This is a genomic window from Ensifer sp. Root954 (assembly GCF_001429005.1).
In the GTDB taxonomy this organism is placed as follows: domain Bacteria; phylum Pseudomonadota; class Alphaproteobacteria; order Rhizobiales; family Rhizobiaceae; genus Ensifer; species Ensifer adhaerens.
Map to the genome: position 1 here is coordinate 219,148 of NZ_LMJM01000024.1, position 14,810 is coordinate 233,957.

Below are 14,810 nucleotides of genomic sequence, written 5' to 3' on the forward strand. Positions count from 1 at the left end.
CCCGGTCGCGGCGCGCTAGGACCGAACGAACGAAGGACGCAGAGCATGGCGGAACCGGAAACCACGACCCTCTACGAAGCCATCGGCGGTGACCCGACGGTCCGCGCCCTGACGCGCCGTTTCTATGAGCTGATGGACACGTTGCCAGAAGCGGCGCGCTGCCGTGCCGTGCATCCGCCCGATCTTTCCGGAAGCGAAGAGAAGTTTTACGAGTACCTGACCGGCTGGCTCGGCGGGCCGCCCATCTATGTCGAAAAGCGCGGCCATCCGATGCTGCGCCGTCGCCATTTCGTCGCCGAGATCGGGCCTGAGGAACGGGACGAGTGGCTGCTTTGCTTTACCCGCGCGCTTGAGGAAACGATCGACCATCCGAAGCTCCGGCAGATCATCCTCGACCCGATCACCCGCCTCGCCCTTCACATGCAGAACAAGGAATGACCATGTCGCACAGCGGATTTCGCGCCACGACGCTATTTGTTGCCGGTTTGATGGGCCTGACCGGCGTCGTCAGCGCGGCCGCCGCTTCGCATGGCGACGACCCGAGGCTGCTTGCCGGCATTTCGGCGATGTGCCTCGCCCACGCCCCGGCGTTGGTGGCGCTCTACGCCGCCTGGCCGCACTTTCGAACGGCGGCCGTTGCCGCGCTCCTGATCGCGGCTGGCACGGCGCTGTTTTCGGCCGATCTCGCCATGCGCCATGTTGCAGGCCACGGTCTCTTCCCGATGTCCGCTCCGCTCGGCGGCACGACGATTATGGCGGGGTGGCTCGCCGTTTCGCTCGGCGCCTTCCTGCCGAAGAAGACGGCCTGACCCCAAAACAATCCGCCTCCCGGAGAGGTCCATCCGGGAGGCGAATAACACGCAAAATCAGGATCATATGTCCGCGCCGGCGCGCGGATCAGGCGCCTTCAACGGCCGAAAAACCCTCGAACTTCGGCGGACCGAGATACATCGCCCTGTTCTCGCCGGCGTTCTTGTGGGCCGCGCGAAAATTCTCCGACTTGGTCCAGGCTGAAAACGAATCCTTGTCCTTCCAGACCGAGTTCGAGACGAAGAGCGTGTAGCCCTCCTCCGGCACGCTGTCGCCGCGCAGCAGATGGAAGGAAACGAAGCCGGGCATTTCGGAAAGGCTGGAATCGCGCCCCTTCCACACCGCTTCGAAAGCCTCCTCGTGGCCGATGGCGATACGAAAACGGTTCATGGCAACAAACATCTTGGTCTCCTAGGTCCTTTCGCCGATACGGCGAAACGATCTGAATCTTTAAACGGACGCAACCCCGCACGGAAAACCGCTTCGCACTTTTCCTGGAATTGCTTCCTAGCTTACGCATTTCCGGACGGAAAACCGCTTCGCACTTTTCCTGGAATTGCTAGGCACTTTCCTTCTTGAGGGCGGCATCGCTTGTGGCCCGTGGAAAGGCGAGGATAGTTCCTTCCTTCGGCTCCGCAAGCCCGAACGGGTCGCGCACCGGCGGGCGCGCCTGCCAGGTGGGGAACTCGGCGACGTTGGTATTCTCTTCCACCATCCGCGCCCGTCGCGTCAGGATCTCGTAGAGCTCGGGCACCAGGCCGTCGCCCTGCTGGGCCGCCAGCTTGTGCAAGCCGATCATCATGGCGAGGTCGGGACGTTCTTCGTTCATTGCAAATTCTCGTCTTGTCTTTCAGAGGATTAGCGCTCGTTGCGGCTGGTGGTCAGGTCCTGGAGCGCGCGTTCCAGGCTCGACTTCGAGCCGTTGCGCAGCGGCACGAAGGCCTTGCCCCACTTCTTGCAGCCGGTCTTCACGCGAAGACATGCGTCATGGCTGATGCAGTCGATCGGGCAGAAGACGCAATCGACAGACGGCAGCACGCGGTCGATACGCGAAACGGCCTCACGCAGGCCACCGTCGTGGTGCAACAACTCGGCGCCGAAGGAGCTGGCGATTTCGCGCAAGTGCGCCACCTGGCAATCACGGCCACCGACATACAGGAAGCTGCGCCCTTCGAGCGTCGCCTTGCCGGCCTCCTGGCGGGCCTCGACCGGTTCCGAACCCGAGCGACCCTTGCCGTTCTTCGCCGCATTCTGGTGACGCTTGCCGCGCATGCAATCTTCTCCGTCTGGTCGCGCAACAAGGGCCTTCGTCAGGCAGCCGGTCGCATCGGGATATCCTCTCGACACACACCCTTCGGCTGCGTGACGAGGGCAACCTATTAAACTTGATAAACAGAGTAAAGTATAAACATGAGTTTTCTAATCATATTTTTTCTTGCAGCTTCTGCGCGAATCCCACCAGCAAGGGGAGAAGGTCAGCGGACGGTCGCAACCATCGGCACGATGAAGGATTCGGAGCTTGGCGCTCCGGCCGGAAACGCCGGGAATGGCGCAGCGCGGCGAACCGCATCGATGGCGGCCTCGTCGATCGCCGGCGAGCCGGAACTGCCCGCGAGGCTGACACGCGTCAGGTTTCCATTCGACGTCAAGGTGAAACGAACGGTCGCCGTGCCGGATACGCCGTCGCGTCTTGCAGCCGACGGAACCTTGAACCGGCGTGTGATCCGCTTGCGGATCTTGCCGCCATAGTTCTCCATGTTGGCGTTGCCGACCTCGGACGCGCGGCTGTTGCCATTCGCAGCGGACGAACTGCCATTCTCCTGGCCGTCCTGCTTGCCCTTGACCTGATTTTGCGCCTGCTCGCCCTGATCGCCCGCCTTCTTGCGGGTGACCTTCTTCTTTTTCACCGGCTCCTTCTTCGGCTCCGGCTTTTCGACCTTTTCCTTCTTCGGCTCCTCGGGCTTTTCTTCCGGCACGACAGTCTCGACCGGCGCGACGCTCGCCGTCACCACAGCCTCGGCGACTTGCAGGGTAGGCATTTCCTCGGCCGGCAGGATCACGTCTGCCTCCGTCGCCGTCAGGTCGTGGGGTTGCTCTGCAGCGATCTCCTGCGTGGGGGCAACATCCTCGACCGGCTGGATCTCGGCGGGCTGAACCTCCTCGGGCAGATCTTCCGTGGGCTCGACGATTTCGGACACTTCACCCGACTGAAGCGTTTCCTCGAATGCATCGCCGAGAAGCGCCACTTCGACGCTTTCGCCACCCTGGATCAGATCCAGTTGCGTCTCGGGCGGGCTGCTACCAAACAGCGTCGCGAGCACGACGCCGTGGGTTGCAAGCGATAAGACGGCGGCCCCGCTCCAGATGACGATACGCTTCATTTCAGCCTTACCTTCGTCGCACCAGGGCGACGCAAACCTCATGCTCGGATTGCCGGACGCGCTAAGCCCCAGTCCCGCTCACCCCTTGAGTTCGACCGCCGACTTAGAGCCGGTCTTGATCCCGCTCATGCAGGCGCCCGGCTGAACCCCGTCGCCGACACAGGCCGGCGCGTCGTTGATCAGCAGGCTCTTCACCGCATCGCAGTTGGTGCCGGGCAGATCGAACTGGCGAACCTTGGTCTTGCCGGCGGGAAGGTCGCGGAAATCGAGCACGGCCATGCGTTCGACCAGCCCCTTCTGGTCGAAAATGACGAACTCGAAGGAAACCTTGCTCAACGACTGCGCGAATTCGTTGCCGGCAACGAAGGTGAGCTTGCAGCCCTTCTGGGACGGCGCCACCTCGTTGAGCTCGATCGTCAGCCCCCCAGCCGCTGCGGTCTCCTGCGCCTTGGCAGCGGTTGCGGCAACGAGAGCCGCAAGAGCAACGGAAACAATCGGAAGGCTGGGAAACTTCATGACGACACCACTCCAAAGGATCGAGCACACCACCGAACGCCGGCCGCACGCCCTTGTCCACAACCCGGCAGCAACTAACTTGAGTTTATAAGTCCGGTATTGCGTCCATAAATAAATATGAGTAATGAAGTCAAGATAGTAATCGAATTGCACGGCGGGAAATGCGGGGAAATCAGCGCGGCCTGCCCACTCGAAACGGCCGAAACACAGTGACCAACGACAACAATCTCGCACGCCCCTCGGAGCCTCCGGTGCTGACCGGACGGGCGCAACGGATCATCGAAAGTCGCGAGCTCTTCGGCACCGAAAACGAGATTCTCATTTCCCACGACGGCGCGATCTACCGCATGAAGATCACCCGCCAAGGCAAGCTGATCCTGAACAAATAGGCAGATGAAAATGACCGAGAGCCTTCGCCCCACTCCCGTTGAAATCCGCGCCTACCGCGCTGAAAACCCGAAGTTGCGCGAGCGTGATATCGCAGCCCAGCTCGGCGTTTCCGAAGCCGCGCTGGTCGCTGCCGAATGTGGGCTGACCGCCGTTCGTATCGATGCCGACGCCAACCGCTTCCTGTCGCGCGTCGAAGAGCTCGGTGAAGTCATGGCGCTGACCCGCAACGAAAGCGCCGTCCACGAAAAGATCGGCGTCTACGAGAAGATCACCACCGGCGAGATGGCGAGCATCGTACTTGGCGAACAGATCGACCTTCGTGTTTTCCCGAGCGCCTGGGCACACGCCTTCGCCGTGACGAAGACGGACGACAAGGGCGAAGTCCGCAAGAGCCTGCAGTTCTTCGACAAGTGGGGCAACGCCGTGCACAAGGTACATCTGCGCGCCGCATCGAACGACGCAGCCTACGAAAAGCTCGTCGCGGATTTCCGCCTCGACGATCAGACGCAAGAGTTTGTAGCCGACACCAGCGTTCAGCCGACCGACGACAAGCCGGAAACCGTCGTGGACGTCGTCGAGCTGCGTGAGCGCTGGACGAAGATGACGGACACCCATCAGTTCCACGGCATGTTGCGCAAGCTGAAGATCGGCCGCCGCCAGGCGCTGAGCAACATCGGCGACGATTTCGCCTGGCAGCTCGACCCGCAGAGCGTCGAAGCGATGATGCAGGCAAGCGCCGAAGTCGAACTGCCGATCATGTGCTTCGTCGGCAACCGCGGCATGATTCAGATCCATTCCGGCCCGATCGCCAAGATCGCCACGATGGGCCCCTGGCTCAACATCATGGATCCGACCTTCCACCTGCATCTGCGCACCGACCACATTGCCGAGCTCTGGGCCGTGCGCAAGCCGACAGCCGACGGCCATGTCACCTCGATCGAGGCGCTCGACGCCAAGGGCGAAATGATCATCCAGTTCTTCGGCAAGCGCAAAGAGGGCCTTGCGGAACGTCCCGAATGGCGCTCGATCGCCGAAGGCCTGCCGCGCCTCGATACGACGGTTGCCGCCTGAGCGAGAGAATAGGATACGCAAGATGATCAACGGTCTCGACTTCCGTCGCCTTCGCCGCTCGGGGCTGGCGCTCGGCGCCTTCGCCCTTTCGGCGACCTTCCTGCTGCCGGCAGTGGCACCCGATGCCCCCGCCTTCATCCGGACGGCCATGGCCGAGGACACGCAGAAGGCCGACGTCTCGCGCGTCGTTTCGGTCGGCGGCGCCGTCACCGAGATCATCTATGCGCTCGGCGAAGAAGGACGTCTCGTCGGGCGTGATTCCACCAGCACCTATCCGGAAGCAGCAACGACGCTTCCGGATGTCGGCTATATGCGCCAGCTCGCGCCCGAAGGCATCATTGCGGTCAATCCGAGCGCCATCGTCGCTGTCGAAGGCAGCGGCCCGCCGGAGGCGCTGGCGGTGCTGAAGGAGGCCAACATCGCCTTCACCAGCGTGCCCGAGACCTTCGACAAGGCCGGCATTCCCACCAAGATCCGCGCCGTTGGCGCTTTTCTCGGCGTCGAGGACAAGGCCGAAACGCTCGCCAAGAGCGTTGAAGCCGATCTCGATGCAGCCGTGGCGGAGGGTACCGCGCGCGCCGACAGTGAGCGCAAGCGCGTGCTGTTCATCCTGAGCACCCAGGGCGGCAAGGTCATGGCCTCCGGTCAGGGTACCGCCGCCAACGGCATCATCGAACTCGCCGGCGCGGTGAACGCCGTCGGCACCTTCCCCGGTTACAAGGCACTCACCGACGAAGCGATCGTCGAAGCCAAGCCCGACGTCATCCTGATGATGGATCGCGGTGGCGAACACGCCGCCAAGGCGGAAGAGCTCTTCGCCATGCCGGCATTGAGCCTGACCCCTGCTGCCCAGAACAAGGCGCTCGTGCGCATGGACGGCCTGCACCTGCTCGGCTTCGGCCCGCGCACAGCTAGCGCCGTTCGCGAACTGAATGCCGCCATCTACGGGAAGAAGGCCAATGCCTCGCAGTGAGGCATTGCACCGCGGCATGCGCCTGACCGGATTGGCCGCCGACATCCGCAACGAATGGCGTGCGGGCAACCGCTCGCGGCTGGCCCGGCTTCTCGTCGTCGCCCTCGTGGTAATCGCCATCGCCACCTTCGTCGGCTCGATCATGACCGGCGCGGCCGACGCGTCGCTCGCCAATGTCTGGCGCTGGCTGATCGGCGAGGCCGACCAGGCCCTGAGCATCCGCGATCGCATCATCATTCTCGATATCCGGCTCCCTCGCGCCGTGCTCGGCATGCTCGTTGGCGCGTCGCTTGCGGTTTCCGGCGTGGTCATGCAGGGGCTCTTCCGCAATCCCCTGGCCGATCCCGGCCTCGTCGGCGTTTCCTCGGGCGCGAGTCTCGGCGCCGTGCTGCTGATCGTGCTTGGAACCGCCACCTTCGGGCCGCTGTTTGCCCTGTTCGGTTTCTACGCGCTGCCGGTAGCTGCCTTCTTCGGCGGCCTCGTCACGACGCTTTTGCTCTACCGCATTGCCACGCGCGGCGGACAGACCTCGATCGCCACCCTGCTTCTGGCCGGCATCGCGCTTGGCGCACTGACCGGCGCCGTCACGGGCGTGCTCGTCTTCATGGCCGACGACAAGCAATTGCGCGACCTCACCTTCTGGGGCCTCGGCTCACTTGCCGGCGCCAACTGGACGAAGATCCTTGCCTCGGCGCCGATCATCCTGCTTTCGCTCGCCGTCACCCCTTTTCTCGCCCGCGGCCTCAATGCGATCACGCTCGGCGAGGCGGCAGCCTTCCACATGGGCATTCCCGTCCAGCGGCTGAAGAACGTCGCGATCGTCAGCGTTGCTGCGGCGACCGGCGCGTCGGTTGCCGTCAGCGGCGGCATCGGCTTCGTCGGCATCGTCGTGCCGCATCTGCTGCGCCTCGTCATCGGTCCCGATCACCGCTACCTGCTGCCGGCCTCGGCTCTGCTCGGCGGCACGCTGTTGATCCTTGCCGACATGATCGCCCGCACCATCGTTTCCCCGGCGGAACTGCCGATCGGTATCGTCACCGCTTTTATCGGCGCACCGTTCTTCCTCTGGATCCTGCTGCGCGGCCGTTCGAACATGGGATTGTGAGCGAAGCCATGATCAACGTTTCCAATCTCTCCGTCCGCCTCGGCGGGCGACCGGTCATCCACGGCGTTTCGCTCGAGGCCCGACCCGGCGCGCTGACGGCGATCGTCGGCCCGAACGGCTGCGGCAAGACCACGACGCTGAAGGCCATTTCCGGAGAGCTTGCACCAGCAGGCGGGACGATCCGCATCAACGGCCGCGACCTGCGCGGCCTGAAGCCCTGGGAACTCGCGTCGATGCGCGGCGTGCTGCCGCAATCGACCGTCATCTCCTTCCCGTTCACGGTGCGAGAAGTGGTTCGGCTCGGGCTTGCCGCCGGCGCAAACGCCGACGCCGCCCTGCACGACCGGATCGCGGCAGAAGCGCTCGAAGCGGTCGATCTCGGCGGCTTTGCCGGGCGTTTCTATCAGGAGCTGTCCGGCGGCGAGCAGCAGCGCGTGCAGCTTGCCCGCGTGCTTTGCCAGATCTCAGAACCCGTTACCGATGGCCAACCGCGTTACCTTCTGCTCGACGAGCCCGTCTCCAGCCTCGATATCCGCCACCAGCTGGGCATCATGCAGCTCGCGCGCAACTTTTGCGAACGCGGCGGCGGTGTCGTCGCCGTCATGCACGACCTCAATCTGACCGCCATGTTCGCCGACCACATGGTGATGATGAAGGCCGGCAAGGTCCGCGCCAGCGGCGCGCCGGCCGAGGTACTGACGGACGAGACGATGGAAGCGGTCTTCGGCTGCCGCATGCGGGTGGGCGTGGCTCCGCCGGCGCCCGTGCCCTTCGTGCTGCCGCAAACCGCATCGCTCTGACGCAAGCGCACGTCCTCATTCTTCCGAGAGCCAACACCAAGATTTATCGAAACAATTTCCGCACTTGCGCGTTGTTCTCCCGAAGCGCCGGCGTGGGCCTGCAGTTGTGCCCGCCGGTTTGATCAGGAAGCGCCGACCGTTCGCGGCCGGCGCATGTGTGAAAGGGAGTATTCGTCATGGCGTCAGGCCTCTTCTCCGGTTCGAGCTCGCGTTCGACAAAAAGCAACGGCAAGCTCGCCGACATCTCCATCGAGGAACAACTGGGCGAATTGCGCAATGATGTGGCGACGCTTGTCGCCCTCTTGGCCGATCGCGGATCGACGGCTTCGCAGCAGGCGCGCAGCAAGGCACAGGATGCCCGCGAACAGGCTGAAGCGGGCCTCAGCGAACTGTTGGCAAGCGGTGAAGATCTGCTGGCCGAGCTTCGTGATCGCTACGCCGGCACGGAAAAGCAGGTTCGGCACGCCGTGCGCGAACATCCCGTCGCAACCCTCGGCGCCGCCGCCCTGATCGGTCTGGCCATAGCCGCGCTTCTTCGTCGCTGAAGAAGATGCGAGCCGTTGAGGCGGATGGGTTGCACCCATCCGCTGAGATCGAGGGGAAGATGATCGGGGGCAATTCATGGGACCATTGACGGCAGCCCTGACCGCGCTCATGAGCGCCGATATCGGCGCGGCCACTGCACGCGTGAAACGCAATGCGATCTTATGGGGCGTTATAGGATTGCTGCTTGCCACGGCCTATGTCTTCGGCCTCGCAGCCGCGTTCCTGTATCTCAGCGCACTTTACAGTCCGGTCACGGCCTCCGCCGCGATCGCGATCGCGTTTTTCGTGACCGCGCTGGTGCTGTTCGGCATCATTGCGATGCTGCAAGGACGCGACCGCCGCCTGGCCGAGGAGCGTCGCCGCCGCAGACAGATGCAAACCAACCTGACACTGCTTGCCGCGGCGGGCATCCTGCGCAAACAGCCGCTGCTTGCGGTCGCCACCGCTCTGGCGATCGGAGCACTCGTGGGAACTGGCAAACGGCGCGAGCGGCGACGGACGACTGACGATTAAACACGGGCTTCCCAACCCGGTGCGGGCCTTTCCCGCTCCGAACGTTGGTGTCTGGCACGTTGGTGTCTGGCAGGAGAGCCTTGCGCGCTTGCGCCTTTCGGCCGTCCCGATTGCGATCAACGCCTTAAAGCGGCAGGCGAATGAGCGCAGTGACGCCTGCCGGCAGATATTCCACCTTGACCGAGCTGCCCAAGACCTTGTCGAGGCTCCGCTCGATCAGGATCGAGCCGAAGCCGCGCCGTTTTGGCTCGCGCACCGGCGGCCCGCCGACTTCGGTCCAGGTGAGATGCAGAACGTTGTCGCCATCCTCGATCATGTTGCGCGCCGTCAGAACCACCTTCCCCTTCGGCACCGACAGCGACCCATATTTGACGGCGTTGGTGGCAAGCTCGTGCAGAACCAGACCGAGGCCGACCGCCTGGTCAGGCCCGAGCGATATCTCGTCCTTGTGGATCTCGATCTGCTCGGCATAGCAGTTGACATGCGGCAGCAGCTGCTTGGCGATGAGGTCGGCGAGCCGGATGGTGCCCCATTCGTGATCGGAAAGCAGGCCGTGCGCTTCGGAGATCGCCTGCAATCTCCCGGCAAATGCGGTCATGAATTCCGCCGGATCGCTGGTCTGGCGCAAGGTCTGGCGGGCGAGCGACTGCAGCATCGCGAGCGTGTTCTTGACCCGGTGGTTGAGCTCCTTCAGCAACAGCCGCGTGCGCTGTACCGACGCCTGCTGGTCGGTGACATCGATCGTGACGCCGATGAACGTCAACGGATTGCCCTTGTTGTCGCGATCATGCACGCGGCCGCGCCCGAGCAGCCAGCGGCCGGTGTCGCCGACGCGGAACATGCCGTCGTACTCGTCGTCGGCCTTCATCGCCTGGCGTAGCTTGGAAAAAGTCGCGCCGCGATCGTCGATATGGATCGCTCCGAAGATCTCGCGGGCGCCGACGAAGCTGTCGGCCGGCAGTCCGAACATGCGTTTCATCGCGCTGTTACCGGCAATGACCCCGGAGCGGATATCCCACAACCAACTGCCGATGTTCGCTGCTTCGAGCGCCATTGCGTGGCGCTGCTCCTCGCGTGACAGCGCCGCCTCTTTCAGCGCGCGCCGGCGCGCTTCGTCCTTGATCTTGAAGAGGGAAGCGGCCAGCCCGGCGAGCCGGCTCAGCTGGTCCATCAGCGCCTGTGGCACGTCGGCGCGCGGCTTGTCGTCGAGAACGCAGACCGTGCCGACGGCCTGCCCGTCGAGCATGATCGGCGCGCCGGCATAAAATCGCAGGAACGGCGGCCCTACGACCCGCGAACGTCGCATGAACAGCGGATCAGTCGATGCGTCGAGCACGACGAGACTGGCGTCGGCTTCGGCCGCCACCTGCACGCAGAAGGACTCCTCCGATGGCGCCCGGCTCTCCGTGGTTCCGACGGCCGCCTTGAACCATTGCCATTCGCGGTCGATCAAGGTCACCAGCGCAATCGGCGCGTCGAAGAGGCCCGCCGCAATTCCAACGATGCCGTCGAAGTCCCGATCCGGCACCGCCATGTCGGGCACGGTCGCGTGCAAGACGCTCAGACGCTCAGGCGCGTCGAGCAGCGTCATGACGGGCAGGTCTGTCCTTTCAGTCCTCATGCGCATTCGGTCTCAATTCCCAATCTGAGCGGCTTGGGGAGCCCTTGCAGGCTGCACCCGCATCTCGCTCGGTTCTGGGCATATCGACCCAAAATCGTCATGATTTGCGCTCTGCCTCCACCACCCGCCTGCCCCCTCGGGCACAGGCGTCAGTGAAAGCAGGACACCGCCGCTTTTGCAACGGTGTCCTGCTCGAAACTTTCCTCAGGAAACAAAGGCGCGCGACGTGATCGGGGCCGATGTCTCGTCGGGGCCGTAGTCGTTTTCGCCCTTCACCTGAAGAATGTCCTGCAAGCGCTGGCGCGCCCGGTTGACACGGCTCTTGATCGTTCCGAGCGCGCAGCCGCAGATCGTGGCCGCTTCCTCGTAGGAAAAGCCGGAAGCGCCCACGAGGATGATCGCTTCACGCTGGTCGGGCGGCAACATCTCCAGCGCCTTGCGGAAATCCTGCAGGTCCAGCGAGCCGTATTGTTCAGGATGATGGGCGAGAGACTCGGTGAAATGTCCGTCGCTGTCCTGAACTTCGCGTCCGCGCTTGCGCATCTGGCTGTAGAGTTCGTTGCGCAGGATGGTGAAGAGCCAGGCCTTCATGTTGGTGCCCATCTCGAAGTGGTCCTGCTTCGCCCAGGCCTTCATGATCGTGTCCTGAACCAGGTCGTCGGCACGGTCGTGACGGCCGATCAGCGACATGGCGAAGGCACGCAGACTCGGCAACGCGGCCAGCATCTCACGCTTGAAATCATTCTTTTCGGATGACATTCCGGTACTTACTCCCTGCCCTGCAGCGCCGATTGCTGCTCGGCCGCGTCGAGTTTTTCCAGAAGATCGAGAAAACGCGCGGGTATCGCCTCTTCCTGCACGGACTGATAGAGCGCCTTCAGCTTCGCTGCAATTTGCGCATTTGGATCTTCTGTCCATAAGGTCGTGCCGGTGGTCCGCCCTGCCCCTGTTTTATGTTTCATTTTCAAACTGTCGCCTTCAAGTGTCGAAATCGCCAAAACTGTCCATAGCCGCCATAACGCTGTTGAAAATTGAAATGTTCCCTCGCGGAACCTTTTTTTACGCGGAGCGTTCTCGCAACGTCACCGTAAAACGATTTTCGAGGGAGTTCCTCTATGACTTTGTCCACGCGGATCGCACCGCTCCTGCCGTATCTGCGCCGCTACTCACGCGCGCTAACCGGCTCGCAGACATCAGGCGACGCCTATGTTGCCGCCGTTCTCGAAGCGCTGATCGCCGACACGTCGATTTTCCCCGAAGCAAGCAATGATCGCGTTGGCCTGTTCCGCCTGTTCACCTCGCTCTTCGGCTCGTCGTCCGTGCTCGTGCCTGAACCAGTTTCTCCGTTTGCCTGGGAGCAGCGCGCGTCGATCAATCTCGCAACCGTCTCGCCGCTTGCCCGCCAGGCATTCCTTCTGGTCTCGGTCGAAGGCTTCCGGCCGGAGGAAGCGGCCGAAGTTCTCGATGTCAGCATCGACAAGGTCGGTGGCCTGCTCGATCGCGCCTCGCAGGAAATCTCGCGCCAGGTCGCGACCGATATCATGATCATCGAGGACGAACCGCTGATCGCCATCGATATCGAGCAGATGGTCGAGAGCCTTGGCCATCGCGTCACCGGGATCGCCCGCACGCGCGACGAAGCGATCGCGCTCTACAAGAAGACACGGCCGAGCATGGTGCTTGCCGATATCCAGCTTGCCGATGGCAGCTCCGGCATCGACGCGGTCAACGACATCCTGAAGACGAGCGCCATTCCGGTGATCTTCATCACCGCCTTCCCGGAGCGGCTCCTAACCGGCGAACGGCCGGAACCGACCTTCCTGGTCACCAAGCCGTTCAACCCGGACATGGTCAAGGCGCTGATCAGCCAGGCTTTGTTCTTCAACGAATCCACCAAGGCGGCGGCCTGAGCGCGACTGCATGTTCCCCTCGACTGTAAGCGGTCGAGGGGGCATGCGCCGATCCAGATCTTGCAGCGGCCCGCGTCTACGGCGCGTAGGCCGCTGCAGGTCGTTTCGGGAGTTGTTTGGCAAGATTGCCGGAACGTCCCGACGAGAACTCTCTGAGCTGACATCAGCAATTTCGTCACTGGACCTGCGCATTCATCGGCGGCTTCTGCCAATCTGCGCGTACCACCACACTTCGCCAGGTTTCTCGCAAAGGAAGCCCTGAAAACACAACAGCCAGTGCCGAGGGAAGGCACTGGCTGGTATGTGCAACTCACTCGGGGAGTGTGAGTTGTAGGCCGGCGGTCTGCCTCCGGCGCCGCATTGGGGGCTATGCGCGCCACCGTCCGGTCAACAACAGAATGCGCGACACGGAAAAAGGTTCCATGACCCCGCAACAACCTTTTCGGCAGTCACGCCATCTTGTCGAGCTCGTCACGGTGGCGATAGAGCGCCAGGAAGCGGCGATAGTCGCGATCATAGGCGTCGCGAACCGCCGTGTTCGGCAGGCGCTCGTGCCCACCTGACGCCATTTCGGCGCCGGCCGCGGCGAGATCCGCGTGCATGCCGCCGGCAACCGCTGCCGCCATTGCCGTTCCGAGCAGGACGGCATCCGGCGCTTCCGGCGCCACAACCCGGCAGCCGGTAACGTCACAATAGAGTTCCATGAGCAGCGCGTTGCGCACATGGCCACCGGTGACATGCAGTGTGTCGAGTTGGTAGCCGACCTCGCGCATCATCTCCAGGATATGGCGGATGCCGAGCGCGATCGCGACGCAGGTGCGCCAGTAGAGCCGGCAGAGCGCGTCGAAGGAGGAATCAAGCGGCAGGCCGCTGATGACGCCGAGGCCATGCGGATCGGCGAGCGGCGAGCGGTTGCCGTGGAAATCCGGCAAGACATGCAGGCGATCGGCAAAGGCCGCGCCCTGCTCGGCGCGCAGTTCCTGCACCCGGGCGATGATCCGGCCATGGGTTTCAGCGGTCGGTTCGAGACCGCCGCCATGGAGCCGCACGATATGGTCGAGCAGCGCGCCGGTCGCCGATTGCCCGCCCTCGATCAGCCAGGCGCCGGGCAGCACCGCCTCGTAGTACGGGCCCCACATGCCGAAACCCGGCTTCATGTCCTTGGAAAAGGCGACGATGCAGCTCGACGTGCCGGCAATCAGGGCCAGCTGTTTTTCGAGTTTCTCCGGCTTGCCGATGAAGCCGCCGACGACGCCGAGCGCGCCGGCATAGGCATCGATCATGCCGGGGGCTACCTGGCAGGCCTCGTCGAGGCCAAGCTCGGCGGCGGCCGCAGCGCTCAGACGGCCGACAGAGCTTCCGATCGGCAGGGTCTCTTCCGGCAGCCCGCCGCGCTCAATGAGATCCTCGAGCCCAATCTTTGCGAGATAGTCCGGCTGCCAGCCGCGCTTCTCATGCGCCAGGTAATTCCACTTGGCCGTCAGCGTGCAGCGCGAACGCGCAGCACTGCCGGTCGCCCGCCAGGAAAGATAGTCGGCAAGATCGAAGAAGAAGCCAGCCTTCTGCCATTGCTGCGGCAGATTGCGCTTCAGCCACATGAGCTTCGGCATTTCCATTTCCGGCGACATCACGCGGCCGGAGAAGTCGAGCACCGGATGGCCGGTCGCCGTGCAAAAATCCGCCTCGGCGAGCGCCCGGTGATCGAGCCAGACGATCGTGTCCCAGCGCGCCTCACCCTTACGATTGACCGAAAGCGGCTTGCCCTCGCGGTCGCGCACCACCAGCGAGCAGGTGGCATCGAAGCCGATCGCTCCAATATCCTCCGCAGCGATCCCGGCCTTTTCCTTCGCCGCTTTGACGGCGCCGCAGACGGCGCGCCAGATATCTTCGGAATCGTGCTCCGCGTGGTTTTCTTCCGGCCGGTTCATGGCGATCGGCAGGTCGGCACGCGCAAGCAACCTGCCCTTGCCGTCAAAAATACCGGCGCGCGCACTGCCGGTACCGACATCGACCGCAACGACGAATTCACGCATCAAAGAAAGTCCCCGCCCCCAAGATCACGATGATTTAGGATCTGCCCGACCCAATCACAACCGAGATCGATTGTCATGAAGGAGAGCGGACGTGCGGGCGGAAAACCGCACACATGTTCCTCGTCCCGCTCCCGTTTCGAA

The 14,810-nt window shown here is 63.4% G+C and carries 19 protein-coding genes; 10 read left to right on the forward strand and 9 right to left on the reverse strand.

What is annotated here, in order from left to right:
- The first annotated feature begins 45 nt into the window (after positions 1-45).
- A complete protein-coding gene (locus ASE71_RS18950) occupies positions 46-438 on the forward strand; it encodes a group II truncated hemoglobin (RefSeq protein ID WP_034794012.1) in 393 nt (130 codons plus the stop codon).
- Between the two features lie 2 nt (positions 439-440).
- Positions 441-809: a DUF423 domain-containing protein gene (locus ASE71_RS18955; RefSeq protein ID WP_034794246.1), complete on the forward strand. Its 369-nt coding sequence runs from the start codon at positions 441-443 to the stop codon at positions 807-809.
- A gap of 88 nt (positions 810-897) precedes the next feature.
- Here the strand turns inward: ASE71_RS18955 and ASE71_RS18960 are convergent, their stop codons facing one another.
- The 5 genes from ASE71_RS18960 to ASE71_RS18980 all read right to left on the reverse strand — a co-directional run bounded on the left by ASE71_RS18960 (position 898) and on the right by ASE71_RS18980 (position 3,707).
- Positions 898-1,212, reverse strand: coding sequence for an antibiotic biosynthesis monooxygenase family protein (locus ASE71_RS18960; protein WP_034794014.1), 315 nt, complete (start codon positions 1,210-1,212; stop codon positions 898-900).
- A gap of 157 nt (positions 1,213-1,369) precedes the next feature.
- Complete coding sequence (locus ASE71_RS18965; protein ID WP_034794016.1) at positions 1,370-1,639, reverse strand: hypothetical protein; 270 nt, start codon at positions 1,637-1,639, stop codon at positions 1,370-1,372.
- 29 nt (positions 1,640-1,668) lie between these two features.
- Entirely contained in the window at positions 1,669-2,082 is a 414-nt protein-coding gene (locus tag ASE71_RS18970; RefSeq protein ID WP_034794019.1) for a DUF2325 domain-containing protein, read from the reverse strand.
- Between the two features lie 203 nt (positions 2,083-2,285).
- A complete protein-coding gene (locus tag ASE71_RS18975) occupies positions 2,286-3,191 on the reverse strand; it encodes an energy transducer TonB (RefSeq protein WP_034794022.1) in 906 nt (301 codons plus the stop codon).
- A gap of 78 nt (positions 3,192-3,269) precedes the next feature.
- Entirely contained in the window at positions 3,270-3,707 is a 438-nt protein-coding gene (locus ASE71_RS18980) for a hypothetical protein (protein ID WP_034794025.1), read from the reverse strand.
- A gap of 251 nt (positions 3,708-3,958) precedes the next feature.
- Between ASE71_RS18980 and hemP the strand changes: the two genes are divergently transcribed.
- From hemP to ASE71_RS19015, 7 genes are all read left to right on the forward strand, one after another.
- A complete protein-coding gene (gene hemP, locus ASE71_RS37610) occupies positions 3,959-4,096 on the forward strand; it encodes a hemin uptake protein HemP (RefSeq protein WP_034794249.1) in 138 nt (45 codons plus the stop codon).
- A 10-nt stretch (positions 4,097-4,106) separates the two neighbouring features.
- A complete protein-coding gene (locus ASE71_RS18990; protein ID WP_060518976.1) occupies positions 4,107-5,168 on the forward strand; it encodes a hemin-degrading factor in 1,062 nt (353 codons plus the stop codon).
- Positions 5,169-5,190: 22 nt separating this feature from the next.
- A complete protein-coding gene (locus tag ASE71_RS18995; protein ID WP_060518888.1) occupies positions 5,191-6,141 on the forward strand; it encodes a heme/hemin ABC transporter substrate-binding protein in 951 nt (316 codons plus the stop codon).
- Complete coding sequence (locus tag ASE71_RS19000; RefSeq protein WP_060518890.1) at positions 6,128-7,246, forward strand: FecCD family ABC transporter permease; 1,119 nt, start codon at positions 6,128-6,130, stop codon at positions 7,244-7,246. The genes ASE71_RS18995 and ASE71_RS19000 overlap by 14 nt, the downstream gene beginning before the upstream one ends.
- Positions 7,247-7,254: 8 nt before the next feature.
- The gene (locus tag ASE71_RS19005; protein ID WP_034794256.1) at positions 7,255-8,046 is read left to right on the forward strand and encodes a heme ABC transporter ATP-binding protein; all 792 of its coding nucleotides are present in this window, start codon (positions 7,255-7,257) and stop codon (positions 8,044-8,046) included.
- A gap of 176 nt (positions 8,047-8,222) precedes the next feature.
- Entirely contained in the window at positions 8,223-8,591 is a 369-nt protein-coding gene (locus ASE71_RS19010; RefSeq protein WP_034794036.1) for a DUF883 family protein, read from the forward strand.
- Positions 8,592-8,667: 76 nt separating this feature from the next.
- Positions 8,668-9,105, forward strand: a complete 438-nt coding sequence (locus tag ASE71_RS19015) for a hypothetical protein (RefSeq protein WP_060518892.1) — start codon at positions 8,668-8,670, stop codon at positions 9,103-9,105.
- Between the two features lie 124 nt (positions 9,106-9,229).
- Here the strand turns inward: ASE71_RS19015 and ASE71_RS19020 are convergent, their stop codons facing one another.
- The 3 genes from ASE71_RS19020 to ASE71_RS19030 all read right to left on the reverse strand — a co-directional run bounded on the left by ASE71_RS19020 (position 9,230) and on the right by ASE71_RS19030 (position 11,688).
- Positions 9,230-10,732 (reverse strand): sensor histidine kinase, encoded by a 1,503-nt coding sequence (locus ASE71_RS19020; protein ID WP_060518894.1) that lies wholly within the window; start codon positions 10,730-10,732, stop codon positions 9,230-9,232.
- A 198-nt stretch (positions 10,733-10,930) separates the two neighbouring features.
- Positions 10,931-11,485 (reverse strand): RNA polymerase sigma factor, encoded by a 555-nt coding sequence (locus ASE71_RS19025; protein WP_034794051.1) that lies wholly within the window; start codon positions 11,483-11,485, stop codon positions 10,931-10,933.
- 8 nt (positions 11,486-11,493) lie between these two features.
- Positions 11,494-11,688: a NepR family anti-sigma factor gene (locus ASE71_RS19030; RefSeq protein WP_034794063.1), complete on the reverse strand. Its 195-nt coding sequence runs from the start codon at positions 11,686-11,688 to the stop codon at positions 11,494-11,496.
- A gap of 153 nt (positions 11,689-11,841) precedes the next feature.
- Here ASE71_RS19030 and ASE71_RS19035 point away from each other — a divergent pair, with 153 nt between their 5' ends.
- Complete coding sequence (locus ASE71_RS19035) at positions 11,842-12,636, forward strand: response regulator (RefSeq protein WP_034794073.1); 795 nt, start codon at positions 11,842-11,844, stop codon at positions 12,634-12,636.
- A 449-nt stretch (positions 12,637-13,085) separates the two neighbouring features.
- Here the strand turns inward: ASE71_RS19035 and ASE71_RS19040 are convergent, their stop codons facing one another.
- Entirely contained in the window at positions 13,086-14,669 is a 1,584-nt protein-coding gene (locus ASE71_RS19040; protein WP_060518896.1) for an FGGY-family carbohydrate kinase, read from the reverse strand.
- Between the last annotated feature and the right edge of the window lie 141 nt (positions 14,670-14,810).

Coding starts and splice junctions, on each gene's coding strand:
- ASE71_RS18950 (WP_034794012.1), top strand. CDS start 46: ATGGCGGAACCGGAAACCACGACCCTCTACGAAGCCATCGGCGGTGAC.
- ASE71_RS18955 (WP_034794246.1), top strand. CDS start 441: ATGTCGCACAGCGGATTTCGCGCCACGACGCTATTTGTTGCCGGTTTG.
- ASE71_RS18960 (WP_034794014.1), bottom strand. CDS start 1,212: ATGTTTGTTGCCATGAACCGTTTTCGTATCGCCATCGGCCACGAGGAG.
- ASE71_RS18965 (WP_034794016.1), bottom strand. CDS start 1,639: ATGAACGAAGAACGTCCCGACCTCGCCATGATGATCGGCTTGCACAAG.
- ASE71_RS18970 (WP_034794019.1), bottom strand. CDS start 2,082: ATGCGCGGCAAGCGTCACCAGAATGCGGCGAAGAACGGCAAGGGTCGC.
- ASE71_RS18975 (WP_034794022.1), bottom strand. CDS start 3,191: ATGAAGCGTATCGTCATCTGGAGCGGGGCCGCCGTCTTATCGCTTGCA.
- ASE71_RS18980 (WP_034794025.1), bottom strand. CDS start 3,707: ATGAAGTTTCCCAGCCTTCCGATTGTTTCCGTTGCTCTTGCGGCTCTC.
- ASE71_RS18990 (WP_060518976.1), top strand. CDS start 4,107: ATGACCGAGAGCCTTCGCCCCACTCCCGTTGAAATCCGCGCCTACCGC.
- ASE71_RS18995 (WP_060518888.1), top strand. CDS start 5,191: ATGATCAACGGTCTCGACTTCCGTCGCCTTCGCCGCTCGGGGCTGGCG.
- ASE71_RS19000 (WP_060518890.1), top strand. CDS start 6,128: ATGCCTCGCAGTGAGGCATTGCACCGCGGCATGCGCCTGACCGGATTG.
- ASE71_RS19005 (WP_034794256.1), top strand. CDS start 7,255: ATGATCAACGTTTCCAATCTCTCCGTCCGCCTCGGCGGGCGACCGGTC.
- ASE71_RS19010 (WP_034794036.1), top strand. CDS start 8,223: ATGGCGTCAGGCCTCTTCTCCGGTTCGAGCTCGCGTTCGACAAAAAGC.
- ASE71_RS19015 (WP_060518892.1), top strand. CDS start 8,668: ATGGGACCATTGACGGCAGCCCTGACCGCGCTCATGAGCGCCGATATC.
- ASE71_RS19020 (WP_060518894.1), bottom strand. CDS start 10,732: ATGCGCATGAGGACTGAAAGGACAGACCTGCCCGTCATGACGCTGCTC.
- ASE71_RS19025 (WP_034794051.1), bottom strand. CDS start 11,485: ATGTCATCCGAAAAGAATGATTTCAAGCGTGAGATGCTGGCCGCGTTG.
- ASE71_RS19030 (WP_034794063.1), bottom strand. CDS start 11,688: ATGAAACATAAAACAGGGGCAGGGCGGACCACCGGCACGACCTTATGG.
- ASE71_RS19035 (WP_034794073.1), top strand. CDS start 11,842: ATGACTTTGTCCACGCGGATCGCACCGCTCCTGCCGTATCTGCGCCGC.
- ASE71_RS19040 (WP_060518896.1), bottom strand. CDS start 14,669: ATGCGTGAATTCGTCGTTGCGGTCGATGTCGGTACCGGCAGTGCGCGC.